The 11,449-nt window shown below is 69.6% G+C and carries 11 protein-coding genes; 2 read left to right on the forward strand and 9 right to left on the reverse strand.

Annotation, left to right across the window (positions count from 1 at the left end; genetic code table 11):
- Positions 1-19 precede the first annotated feature (19 nt).
- Positions 20-556 (forward strand): hypothetical protein, encoded by a 537-nt coding sequence (locus WEB29_07270; GenBank protein MEX2136739.1) that lies wholly within the window; start codon positions 20-22, stop codon positions 554-556.
- 15 nt (positions 557-571) lie between these two features.
- On the opposite strand, the gene ppdK is transcribed toward WEB29_07270, so the two are convergent.
- From ppdK to recO, 6 genes are all read right to left on the reverse strand, one after another.
- A complete protein-coding gene (ppdK, locus tag WEB29_07275; GenBank protein MEX2136740.1) occupies positions 572-3,352 on the reverse strand; it encodes a pyruvate, phosphate dikinase in 2,781 nt (926 codons plus the stop codon).
- An 83-nt stretch (positions 3,353-3,435) separates the two neighbouring features.
- Positions 3,436-3,795, reverse strand: coding sequence for a helix-turn-helix domain-containing protein (locus tag WEB29_07280; protein ID MEX2136741.1), 360 nt, complete (start codon positions 3,793-3,795; stop codon positions 3,436-3,438).
- Positions 3,792-4,520 carry a tetratricopeptide repeat protein gene (locus WEB29_07285; GenBank protein MEX2136742.1) on the reverse strand — a complete coding sequence of 243 codons (729 nt, stop codon included), beginning with the start codon at positions 4,518-4,520 and terminating at the stop codon, positions 3,792-3,794. The genes WEB29_07280 and WEB29_07285 overlap by 4 nt, the downstream gene beginning before the upstream one ends.
- The gene (locus tag WEB29_07290; protein MEX2136743.1) at positions 4,517-4,936 is read right to left on the reverse strand and encodes a nuclear transport factor 2 family protein; all 420 of its coding nucleotides are present in this window, start codon (positions 4,934-4,936) and stop codon (positions 4,517-4,519) included. Before WEB29_07290 ends, WEB29_07285 begins: the two co-directional genes overlap by 4 nt.
- Positions 4,937-4,940: 4 nt before the next feature.
- Complete coding sequence (locus WEB29_07295) at positions 4,941-6,308, reverse strand: glycine--tRNA ligase (GenBank protein MEX2136744.1); 1,368 nt, start codon at positions 6,306-6,308, stop codon at positions 4,941-4,943.
- Positions 6,309-6,392: 84 nt separating this feature from the next.
- Positions 6,393-7,178: a DNA repair protein RecO gene (gene recO, locus WEB29_07300; protein ID MEX2136745.1), complete on the reverse strand. Its 786-nt coding sequence runs from the start codon at positions 7,176-7,178 to the stop codon at positions 6,393-6,395.
- Positions 7,179-7,217: 39 nt separating this feature from the next.
- Between recO and WEB29_07305 the strand changes: the two genes are divergently transcribed.
- The gene (locus tag WEB29_07305; GenBank protein MEX2136746.1) at positions 7,218-8,267 is read left to right on the forward strand and encodes a polyprenyl synthetase family protein; all 1,050 of its coding nucleotides are present in this window, start codon (positions 7,218-7,220) and stop codon (positions 8,265-8,267) included.
- On the opposite strand, the gene WEB29_07310 is transcribed toward WEB29_07305, so the two are convergent.
- Genes WEB29_07310 through WEB29_07320 form a run of 3 tightly spaced genes read right to left on the reverse strand, consistent with a single transcriptional unit; the run spans position 8,264 to position 11,446 of the window.
- A complete protein-coding gene (locus WEB29_07310; GenBank protein MEX2136747.1) occupies positions 8,264-9,664 on the reverse strand; it encodes a hemolysin family protein in 1,401 nt (466 codons plus the stop codon). The two genes, WEB29_07305 and WEB29_07310, sit on opposite strands and share 4 nt — an antisense overlap.
- Positions 9,657-11,045, reverse strand: coding sequence for a bifunctional UDP-N-acetylglucosamine diphosphorylase/glucosamine-1-phosphate N-acetyltransferase GlmU (glmU, locus tag WEB29_07315; GenBank protein MEX2136748.1), 1,389 nt, complete (start codon positions 11,043-11,045; stop codon positions 9,657-9,659). Before glmU ends, WEB29_07310 begins: the two co-directional genes overlap by 8 nt.
- Positions 11,042-11,446 (reverse strand): Rid family detoxifying hydrolase, encoded by a 405-nt coding sequence (locus WEB29_07320; protein ID MEX2136749.1) that lies wholly within the window; start codon positions 11,444-11,446, stop codon positions 11,042-11,044. Before WEB29_07320 ends, glmU begins: the two co-directional genes overlap by 4 nt.
- Positions 11,447-11,449 lie beyond the last annotated feature (3 nt).

Here is an 11,449-nt window from a genome sequence, read left to right on the forward strand (position 1 = left end):
CGCAGAATGCCAACAGTCGATGGCCGCGCTCGATGAGCTCGCGAACGTCAACCCCGCCATGGCGAGCATCCCCGGCGAGCCGATGGGCCGCGAACGCGGGCGACTGGCAATGGCAGGGCGGCTCGTGGGGGCCACCGCGGTCCTGTTCAGCGCGGCGATCCTGGGCGTGGGCGTCTCCCAACTGATTGGGGTATCGCATCCAAACGGCCAGGTCGCAAACACAAGTCCCACTCCAGACCAGAATGTGCTGGCGGAGACCGCGACGCCACAGCCGAGCCCTGAGCCCACGACCGCGCCGCCCCAGGAGACGCTGACTCCGCTGGGCACGCCGGGTCCGACGGCAGTTCCGGACCCCTCGTCGACCCCTTTCCCGTATTGGACATTCATCCCGACCCCATTCCCGACGGCCCAGCCAACCGCGACTCCGCCCGAGACGCCGGTGCCGAGCGTGTCGCCGTCCACCTCGGCGTCGCCGTCCACCTCGGCGTCGCCCTCCACCTCGCCGAGCGCGTCGCCCTCCGCCCCGCCGAGCGCGTCGCCCTCCGCGTCGCCGTAGGCCGAAGTCCTTGGGCTAGCGGTCGCGGACCTCGGCTGAAGCGAGGGCTGCCTGGGCGGCGGCGAGACGCGCAACTGGCACCCGGAATGGCGAGCACGAAACGTAGTCGAGCCCGACTTCGTGGCAGAAGGCGATGCTGGCCGGATCGCCGCCATGCTCCCCGCAGATCCCAACCTCGAGCCCCGGACGCGTCGCACGGCCCCGCTCGGTCGCCAATCGCACGAGCTGACCGACACCCTCGCGGTCCAGGACCTGGAACGGGTTCTCGGGCAGGATCTTGCGCTCGACGTACTGCAGCAGGAACTTCCCCTCTGCGTCGTCGCGGGAGTAGCCATACGTCATCTGGGTGAGGTCGTTGGTGCCGAAGCTGAAGAACTCGGCGTGCTCGGCGATCTGGTCGGCGGTCAGCGCCCCGCGCGGAACCTCGATCATCGTCCCGAACTTGTAGTGGACCTGCTGACCGCTCTCGGCAACGATCTTGGCCACCTCGGCCTCGAGCACGCGCCTCGTTTCGGCGAGCTCGTTCACGTGGCCGACCAGGGGGATCATGATCTCCGGCAGCGGGGTCTTCCCCTCCCCCGCCACGCGAGCCGCCGCGGCCAGGATGGCGCGGGTCTGCATCTTGACGATGTCGGGGATCATCAGCCCCAGCCGGCAGCCGCGCATGCCGAGCATCGGGTTCTGCTCGCGCATCGCCTCGACCGCCGACAGGAGCTCATCGGCCTCAGCCAGCTCGGCCTCGATTCCCTCCGGCAGCTCTGATGCGGAAGTCAGCTCGATCACGGTCCGGAGCCGGGTCACCTTGGCCAGCAGCTCATCGTGGCTGGGCAGGAACTCGTGGAGCGGCGGGTCGATCAGCCGGATGACGACCGGCAGCCCATCCATCGCACGGAAGAGGCCCGCGAAGTCATCGGTCTGGAGCTGTTGAAGCTCCGCTAAGGCGCCGTCGAAGATGGCGACGGTTTCGGCATCGTCCGGGGAGAGCTCGTGCCCCCCTCCCAGTCGTCGCTTGGCCTCGGTCGCTCGGGTGGCGGCAAGGATCATGCGGCGCACCGTGGGCAGCCGCTCCTCCTCGAAGAACATGTGCTCGGTGCGGCAAAGGCCGATCCCCTGCGCCCCGAACGCCCGCGCTCGCTCGGCATCCCGCGGGTAGTCGGCATTGGCCCACACCTGCAGGCGTCGGACCGCATCGGCCCAGCCAAGCAGGGTCGCCAGGTCGTGCTCGTCCTCGAAGCGCGCCTCGATTGTCGGCAGCTCGCCGGCGTAGATCTCGCCGGTGGTGCCGTCGATGCTGATCATCTCCCCCTCGCGAACGGTGCTGCCCCCGGCCTCCATCGTGCGCTTCGCATAGTCGATATGGAGCGACTCGGCGCCGGCGACGCAGGGCAGCCCCATGCTGCGCGCAACGACCGCCGCGTGGCTGGTCGCCCCACCCCGCGCCGTGAGCACGCCACGAGCCGCCAGCATCCCGTGCACGTCGTCGGGGCTGGTCTCGATCCGGACCAGGATCACCGGGTGGCCGGCCGCCTTTGCCTCCTCGGCCCGATCCGGGTCGAAGATCGCCTGCCCCGTTGCTGCACCGGGCGAGGCGTTGAGCCCCTTGGCCAGGAACCGGTCCGAGGCCATGGCCTTGGCCGCCTCGTCGAAGCGAGGCAGCAGGAGCTGCACGATCTGCGCCGGCTCGACGCGCCCGAGCGCCTCCTCGCGAGTCAGGATCCCCTCACCCACCATGTCGACCGCGATCTTCACCGCGGCGGGGGCGGTGCGCTTCGCCGATCGCGTCTGGAGCATGTACAGCTTGCCGCGCTCGATCGTGAACTCGAGATCCTGGACGTCGCGGTAATGACGCTCCAGCCGCTCCCCGATCTCCGTGAACTGCTCGTACACCAGCGGCAGCTCGTCGCGCATCTGGCTGATCTTGGCGGGCGTGCGAACCCCAGCCACCACGTCCTCGCCCTGGGCGTTGGTGAGGTACTCCCCGTACAGGACGCGCTCCCCGGTGTTCGGGTCTCGCGTGAATGCGACGCCGGTGCCCGAATCGGCGCCCATGTTGCCGAAGACCATGGTCACGATATTCACCGCGGTCCCGAGGTCGTGCGGGATCTTGTTGAACTCCCGGTAGTCGTGGGCGCGCTTGCCGAACCAGCTGTCGAAGACGGCGCGAGTGGCCAGTTCCAGCTGACGGTACGGGTCGGTCGGAAACTCCTCGCCGGTGGCCGTCCGCACGATGGCCCGATATTCGTCGGCCGCCTCGCGAAGGTCGTCAGCAGTCAGGTCGGTATCGAGCTTCGCGCCACGACGCTCCTTGAGCGCGTCGAACGGCTCGTCAAAGACGGTGGCCGGGATCTCGAGCACGATGCGCCCGAACATCGCGATGAACCGGCGCCACGCGTCATAGCCGAAGCGCTCGTTGCCGGTCAGAGCGATCAGACCGGCGACCGTGTCGGGATTGAGCCCCAGGTTGAGGACCGTGTCCATCATGCCGGGCATGCTGAAGGCCGCCCCCGATCGGACGCTCACCAGCAGCGGGTTGGCCGGGTCCCCGAACCGCTTGCCGGTCTCCTCCTCGAGGGCGTTCATGTGCCCCAGGACGTCGTCCCACAGGCCGGGCGGGAGCTCCTTGCCAGCCGCGTAGTACGCGTTGCAGGCCTCGGTGGTGATCGTGAATCCGGGCGGGACCGGGAGTCCGGTATTCGTCATCTCGGCCAGACCGGCACCCTTGCCGCCAAGCAGCGCGCGCATCCCGGCGTTCCCCTCGCGGAAGGTGTAGATCAGCTTCGTGGCGGTCGTGGCCATGCGGCGCTCGAGGCTCCTCCATATGGGGATCGCGGGGGGCTGATTCTACCCGGCGGGATCGATCTGCCGGTCACCCGCGGGTCTCAGCCGGGTCTGCGACCCGAGAGCCGCCGACGGCCCGGCTGCCGGTAGCGAACCTCCAGCAGCGGCCAGAGATCGGAGACCAGAACCCGGTAGTCTCCGCCAACGACGGTCGCGCGCAGGCGTCCCGTCCGAATCAGGCGCCGCACGTGCTCAGGGTGGAAGCCGAGGATGATCGCCACCTGCCGCGTGCCAACCACCAGCGCCTCGGGGTCGACCTCGGCCGACGGATCCATGCCAGCCATCGCGACCGCCATCGCCTTGGCCCGATCCGCGGTCAGCGCCACCGCCTCAGGCTCGGAGCGTCGCATCGCGCTGGCCATCGCGGCGGCCAGTCGCTCGCGCAGATCGCCGACCTTCATCGCACCCGCAGCCAGCCGCGTCGCAGGGCGAACGCAAAGACACCGGTCGACAAGGCCAGCAGGCGGCCGAGCCAGCCGGCTCGAGGCCGGTAGAGAGATCTGGCCTTGGCGATGATCCGCCCTCGGTCGCGGCCAGAGAGCTCATCGGCCAGGGCGCGGAATTCGCCGAAGGCAGCCGACTCACGCGCGGCCAGCCACAGGGCATCGGCCACTGCCTCTCGCGCGGTGGCGTCCCCGGGCCGCAGGTCGGCTGCGCGCGTTGCTGCCGGGAGTGCTGCCGCGGCATCGCCGAGGTGAATCAGGCCGCGGGCCAGGGCGAGCTGGGCGTCGAAGTTGCCAGGATCGAGGCGGACGGCGCGACGCGCCGCCTCCACTCCCTTTCCCGCCTCGGCCGCCTCGATCCGCTCGGCTGCCTCCGCCACCGTCCAGGCCACCTGGCGGGGGTCGCGGCGTGCCAGGCGGGCGTATTCGGCCGCCGCGTCCGCATGCTCTCCCCGCTGGGACTGGATCTCGGCCAGCAGCTCGCGGTAGCGGACCTCGTCGGGGTCGAGACGGACCGCGTCCATGGCGTCGGCCTCCGCCTCCTCGAGCCGGCCGAGCGCAAGCAGGGCCCGTGCCCGTGCCTCGTGCGCCGCGTCGTCGCCCGGCCGCTCGGCCAGGACGGCGTCGGCGCTACGGACGATCTCCTGCTGATCTAGGACGGAGGGAGGCGATTCCCCGTTCACTCGACCACGACTTCCGTCGGGGCGTAGCGCGATGTCATCAGCCGCATGACGCGCCACTTGCCCGCATCCAGGCGCCACGTGTACGCCAGTCGCCCGTAGACCCGCTCGACAAGGTGCTCCCGGCGCGACCGACGCGTCTCGATGAACGAGCCGACGACGGCCGCGAGGGGCCCCTCGACTGCAACCAGGTCATACATCGGCTCGAACGAGATTGTCTCGAACCCCGCCACGAACTCGGCGAACGCCTCGCCGATCGCCTCGGGCCCGGCGATCGCCGGCTGCTCCGGCCAAAGGAGCTGTGCGTCGTCCGCGAAGCAGCCCGCCAGCGCCGCACCAGCGTCGTGCCGGAACAGATCGTCGAAGGCGCGCTGTGCGGCCTCGAGCTGGATCCGCGATCCTTGCGACCCGGTTCCCATCGGCTCAGTCTGCGGCCGCGGGCCCACGCTCGGTACCCTGCCAGGCAGCGCCGGCCACCAGGGATGCAAGGCGCTCCGGAAGGGCACTCATCACCACCCGCTGCTGCGTCATCGAATCGCGCTCGCGGATGGTCGCGGCGCCGTCGGCAAGGGTCTCCACGTCGACCGTCACGCAGAACGGCGTGCCGATCTCGTCCTGGCGGCGATACAGCTTGCCGATGCTGGCGGTGTCGTCGTAGGTGGCGGGCATGCGCAGCTTCAGGTCGCCGGCCAGGCGCTGTCCCAGCTCGACCAGCTCGGGCCGGTTGCGGAGGAGCGGCATGACCGCGACCCTGATCGGCGCCAGCGACGGGCGAAGGTGCAGCACCACCCGCTTCTCGCCCTCGACCTGCTGCTCCTCGTAGCCGTCGAGCAGGACGGTGAGCAGCGCACGATCCACCCCCATCGCCGGCTCGATCACGTACGGCGTGACGTGCTCGCCGCTCGCCTCGTCGAAGATGGACAGCGACTTGCCGGACGCCGCGGCGTGCGCCTTGAGGTCGTAGTCGGTCCGGTCGGCGACCCCCTCCAGCTCGGACCAGCCCATCGGGAATGCGTATTCGATGTCGGTCGTCTGGCGGCTGTAGTGCGACAGCTCGTCCGGATCGTGCGGCCGCAGCCGGAGACGGTCGGCACCGACCCCCATCGCATCGGTCCACCAGCGCAGGCGCTCCTCGACCCAGTAGGCGAACCACTCGTCCTCCTGCGAGGGATGGACGAAGAACTCCATCTCCATCTGCTCGAACTCGCGGTCGCGGAAGATGAAGTTGCCGGGTGTGATCTCGTTGCGGAAGCTTTTCCCGATCTGGGCGATCCCGAACGGCAGCTTCCTGCGCGCGGTGGTGGCCACGTTCGCGAAGTTGACGAAGATCCCCTGGGCCGTCTCCGGGCGCAGGTAGGCGACCGATGCCGACTCCTCGAGCGGGCCGACGTGGGTCTGGAACATCAGGTTGAACTGGCGCGCCTCGGTCAGGGTGCCACGGTTGCCGCAGTTGGGGCAGGCGATCTCCAAGGGCGGCCCCTTGAGATCGTCAGCGCGGAAGCGGAGCTTGCAGTTGCGGCAGTCCACCATGGGGTCGCTGAAGCCGGCGACGTGACCGGAGACCTCCCACACCCGCGGGTTCATCACGATCGCCGCGTCGAGCCCCACGATGTCGTCACGCAGCTGGACCATGTGCCGCCACCAGGCCGCCTTGACATTGTTCTTGAGCTCGACGCCGAGCGGTCCGTAGTCCCAGAAGCCACCCATCCCGCCATAGATCTCGCTCGACGGGAAGACGAACCCGCGGCGCTTGGCGAGACTGACGATGACTTCCATGTTCGGCGCGGGCATGCCGGCGAGTCTAGCGCAGCCGATCAGCTCGCCCGCCCGGCTCGGTCATGGGCGGGTGGCCTCGTCTGGCTGGTCGGGGGAGGGCTAGGCCGGCGCAGCGACCCCTCGCAGCGCGACCTCGTCGAGGAAATCGCGGCTGCGCAGCTCGCGTTCGAGGACGGCAGACACGCTCGCATGCAAGAGATGCTCGACCTCGCGCTGCGTGACGCCCGGCACACGCAGCCGCAGCACCTCTGTCAGCGGGGAGCGCTGGAGGTGACGCATCACCTTCAGGGCCGCCGCGGAGATCTGCTGCGTCCCGAGCGCGTCGTGCGAGCACTCGGGGCCGACGACCCCACCTGCCACCGGGGAGTAGGCATTTCCGTTTGGCTCGATCTCGACGCCGCAATCGAGGCATTGCCCGAGCTCTGGCCGGAAGCCCATCGCCTCGAGCAGGTGCAGCTCGAACCAGCGCGCCACGATCGCGCGCGAGACCGCGGCAGGGGCGGCGTCGAGCGCCGCCAGCGCCTGGGCCAGGAGCTCGAAGGCCTGGTGCGATTCGGCCGATCCCTCGCAGAAGCGATCGGCCAGCTCCACGACGTACCAGGCCGCCGCGGTCGAGTGCAGGTCGTCACGCAGGCCCAGGTGCGGGTCCTCGAGCGAGGCCTGGGTGACCACGTCGAAAGTCCGTCCCACGGCCAGCACCAGGTGCACGTCGCTGAACGGCTCCAGTCCGCCGCCGAGCCGGGAGCGTGGCCGGCGGATCCCCTTGGCGATCACGCGCAGCTTGCCCAGGCGCGGCGTCAGGACCGTCAGCACTCGATCGGCCTCGCCGAGGTCCATGCTGCGCAGCACGATCGCCTCGGTCTTGTAGAGGCGGGCTCGGCTCACCGGCGCATCGACCTCGGGTACCCTTGGGGCGTGGACGCCATGAGCCAGTTTAACGACCTGCTGGTCGAGATCGAGACGGAGATGCGTTCCGTCATCGGCGAGCACGATGGGCGCGCCCGTCCCCTGTACGAGATGCTTGGCTACCACCTCGGGCTCGACCAGATGGAGGGGCCGCGCGGCAAGCGGCTGCGCCCGCTGCTGGGCCTGCTCGCCTTCAAGTCCCTCGGCGGCGAGTATCGCAAGGCGCTCCCCGCGGCCGCCGCGGTCGAGCTCGGGCACAACTTCAGCCTGGTCCACGACGACATCGAGGATTCCGATCGCGAGCGACGCCACCGGCCAACCCTCTGGGCGCTGTGGGGCGTGCCGCTCGCGATCAACGCCGGGGATGCGCTCTTCGCGCTGTCGCGCCTTGCTCTGTATCGGCTGATGAAGGAGGAGGAGTACGAGCCGCAGAAGCTCCTCGACGTGATGCGCGTCTACGACGAGACCTGCCTGGCGCTGTGCGAGGGCCAGTACCTGGACATCAGCTTCGAGCGCCGCACCGATGTGACCGTCGACGAATACCTCGAGATGATCTCCAAGAAGACCGCCGCCCTGATCGGCGCCTCAATCGAGACCAGCGCGATGATGGCCAGCGACGACCAGGACGTCATCGATGCCTACCATCGGCTCGGGCGCGATCTCGGCATGGCCTTCCAGATCGCCGATGACCTGAAGGGCAGCTTCTGGGCCAGCGCCGACTCGGGGAAGGCGGCGGCGGGCGACATCCGCAAGCGCAAAAAGACCTATCCGGTGGTGTGGGCGATGCGGAACGCAGCCGCGGAGGACGTGGCGCGCCTGATCGCGATCTACCAGCCGGTGATCCGGGCCACGGATGGCTCCGGCCCACCGGACGGCGACATGCCGATGTCGGAGGGCCTGACCGAGGAGGTGCTGGAGATCCTGGAGCGCTCCGGCGCTCGGGAGGCCACCGAGCAGGAGGCCCGCCGCTACCGGGACCTGGCGCTGGTGGAGGCACGATCGCTTCCGGTGCCGGCGGAGCGCGTCGAGGACCTGCGCATGCTCGTCGAGAGCATGATCAGCGCCTAATCGGCGTCGGCGGCCGCCAGCTCCTCGATCGCTGACTCCGGCTGGCGGGGGCGCGTGGCGATCACCTTGGCGATGCGTCGCGGCTCGGCGGTCTCGACCGTCAGCGTCACGTCCCGGAACGGCACCACCGCCCCCGGCAGCGGGATGCGGCCGACGCGGTGCACGATGTACCCGCCGACCGTGTCGTATTCGTCCTCGTCCTCCTCCTCGGTGTCGGAGAGCTCGAACAGGTCGCGCAGGTCGTCCATGCTGACCCGCCCGTCGACCCGGAACGCGATCTTGTCGTCCTCCTCCAGCGCCTCGACCAGCGACTCCTCGCTGTCGTACTCGTCCTGGATCTCGCCCACGATCTCCTCGACCACGTCCTCCATGGTGATCAGGCCGGCCGTGCCGCCGTACTCGTCCACCACGATCGCGATGTGTCGCTTGTCAACGCGCATCTCGTGCAGCAGCTCGTCGACCGGCTTGGTCTCCGGCACGTAGGCGGCGGGACGCGCCAGCGCGCGGACGTCGATCTCGGATGACGGCGCGGCGCCGGGCCGCAGGAACGGCAGCAGATCCTTGGCGTAGAGGATCCCGACGATGTTGTCGAGGTTCTCCTCGTAGACCGGCACCCGCGAATGCCCGGCGCGGACGATCATGTCGAGCACCTCGTCGATCGGGTCGTGGACCTCGACCGCGCGGATGCCGATGCGCGGAACCATCACCTGGTGAACCTTCGTCTCCGCCAACTCGATGACCCCGTGGATCATCTCCTTCTCTTCCTCTTCGATGCCGCCCTGCTCGCTGCCGGTCTCGACCAGCATCTTCAGCTCCTCGGTCGAGAGGTAGCCCGCCTGCGGCCGATCCCTGCCGCCCAGCGCGCGGACCAGGACATTCGAGACGGTCGAGACGAGCCACACCATCGGTCGCAGGAGGCGATCGAACCAGCCGATGGGGCGCGCGACGAAGATGGCGAAGCGATCCGGGAAGCTGAGGGCGAGCGTCTTGGGCACCAGCTCGCCGACGATGATCGAGGCGAGCGCGATGAGCAGCGTGACGAGCACGAAGCTGATGTTCCCGGCGGCGTCGCGAATCGGCCCGAGCGGGATGAGTCGCACGAGGCTGGCAAGCGACCCGGAGAGGGCCACGGCACCCACCGCGGAGGCCAGAAAGCCGAGGAAGGTGATCGCGATCTGGATGGTGGCCAGGAAGCGGCTGGGGTCCTCGGTCAGGCGCTGAGCCACCCGCGCCGCACGGCTCCCCTCGCCGACCAGCTGGTTGAGGCGGTGCCGCTTGACCGTGATCAGTGCGATCTCGCTCGCCGCAAAGAAGCCGCCAACCAGGATGAGCACCATCACGATGGCGAGATCAAGGATCGGGTTGCCGGTCGCTCCGCTTTCGGCTGTCTCAGGCATCGTCGCGCGCTGACGAACCTCCCGAATGCGGATTCCGCCGGCGCGTGCCGATGCGCCGCGCCGGCATGCCGACCACCGTCTCGCCGGCCGGCACGTCGCGGGTCACGACCGCCCCGGCCCCGGTGCGGGCGCCCGGCCCGATGCTCACCGGCGCGCGCAGCAAGGTGTCGACCCCGATGAACGCCCCATCCCCGATCGTGGTGCGGTGCTTTGCGCTCCCGTCGAAGTTCGCCGTGATCGCCCCGGCGCCCACATTCACCGCCTCGCCCAGATCGGCATCGCCCAGGTAGCTGAAGTGGTGGATCTGGCTGCCGGCCCCGACGCGCGTCATCTTGAGCTCGGCGAAGTTGCCGATCCGGCAGCCGGGCCCGATCTCGCACCCCGGCCGCAGGTGGCTGTACGGCCCGATCTGCACGTCCTCGGCCACCACCGACGACTCGACCACGCTCGACCAGACCACCGTTCGCGCTCCGATCCGGGAGTCGGTGACCTGCGATTGCGGACCGATCACAGCCTCCGGCCCGATCGAGGTGGCGCCTGACAGGACGGTCCACGGCTCGATCCGTGCTTCCTCGCCAATCTGGACGTCGACGTCGATGAAGGTGCTCGACGGATCGACGATGGTGACCCCGTTGCGCATGTGTCGTTCGGCGATCTCGCTCCGCATGATCCGCTCGGCGGCGGCCAGCCCGGACCGATCGTTGATCCCCATCGTGAGCTCCGCTCGTGGCGAGCTGACCACCACGACGTGGCCGCCGCTCGAGACCGCCATGGCCACCAGGTCGGTCAGGTACTGCTCCCCCGAGCGCGAGGCAGGCACCGCGCTGATGTTGGCCCGCAGCCATCCTGCGTCGAAGCAGTAGCTCCCGGCATTGACCTCGCCCAGCTCCCGGACCGCGGGGTCGGCGTCTTGCTCCTCCACGATCGCCCGAACCGAGCCGTCGGCATCGCGCAGGATGCGGCCGTAGCCGCTCGGGTCGGCCGGCTTCGAGGCGAGGAGCGCGATGCAGGCGTCCGCAGCGGCCCGTACCGAGAGGAGCTCCTCGAAGAGGGCCGCCGGCACCAGGGGCGCGTCTCCCATCGCCACCACCACCTGCCGGGTGCCGGGGTCCAGTTGCTCGAGGCCGATGCGCACGGCATCGGCGGTCCCCTTCTGCGGCTCCTGTCGGACGGTCGTCACGCGGCCGTCGAGTGCCGCCTCGACCTGGTCCGCGTCATGCCCGACGACGACCACCCGCTCCTCGATCCCAGCCTCCGCGAGCGACGCGAGCACATGCTCGAGCATCGGTCGCCCGGCCAGCGGGTGGAGCACCTTCGGTAGCCGGGAGCGCATGCGCGTGCCCTGTCCGGCGGCCAGGACGACCGCCGCAGTCCCTATCACGATCGTGCCGGCTCCTCGTCAGAGGCGACCGCAATCATCTCGATCTCCACCAGCGCGCCCTTTGGCAGCGCCTTGACCGCGATCGTGGATCGTGCCGGGAAGGGTGGCGACAGGTGACTGGCATACACCTCGTTGACCGCCTGGAAGTCACCCATGTCGGCCAGGAAGATGGTGGTCTTCACCACCTCGTCGAGGCTCGATCCGGCCGTTGCCAGGACCGCGGCAAGGTTGCGCAGGGCGCGATCGGCCTGGGCTGCGACGCCATCCGCGAGCGCGCCGTCGGAGGGGTCGGCCCCGACCTGCCCCGCGGTGAAGACGAATCCGCCCACGCGGATCGCCTGGCTGTATGCGCCGATCGCGGCGGGCGCGGCATCGGTCTGGACCTGGTCGCGGACCGTCATGGC

It is taken from the genome of Chloroflexota bacterium, from assembly GCA_040902225.1.
In the GTDB taxonomy this organism is placed as follows: domain Bacteria; phylum Chloroflexota; class Limnocylindria; order QHBO01; family QHBO01; genus CF-167.

Excerpts from the sequence above, each read along its gene's own strand:
- ppdK (MEX2136740.1), bottom strand. The coding sequence starts at position 3,352 with ATGGCCACGACCGCCACGAAGCTGATCTACACCTTCCGCGAGGGGAAC.
- WEB29_07270 (MEX2136739.1), top strand. The coding sequence starts at position 20 with ATGGCCGCGCTCGATGAGCTCGCGAACGTCAACCCCGCCATGGCGAGC.
- WEB29_07320 (MEX2136749.1), bottom strand. The coding sequence starts at position 11,446 with ATGACGGTCCGCGACCAGGTCCAGACCGATGCCGCGCCCGCCGCGATC.
- WEB29_07310 (MEX2136747.1), bottom strand. The coding sequence starts at position 9,664 with ATGCCTGAGACAGCCGAAAGCGGAGCGACCGGCAACCCGATCCTTGAT.
- WEB29_07295 (MEX2136744.1), bottom strand. The coding sequence starts at position 6,308 with ATGCCCGCGCCGAACATGGAAGTCATCGTCAGTCTCGCCAAGCGCCGC.
- WEB29_07280 (MEX2136741.1), bottom strand. The coding sequence starts at position 3,795 with ATGAAGGTCGGCGATCTGCGCGAGCGACTGGCCGCCGCGATGGCCAGC.
- WEB29_07305 (MEX2136746.1), top strand. The coding sequence starts at position 7,218 with ATGAGCCAGTTTAACGACCTGCTGGTCGAGATCGAGACGGAGATGCGT.
- WEB29_07290 (MEX2136743.1), bottom strand. The coding sequence starts at position 4,936 with ATGGGAACCGGGTCGCAAGGATCGCGGATCCAGCTCGAGGCCGCACAG.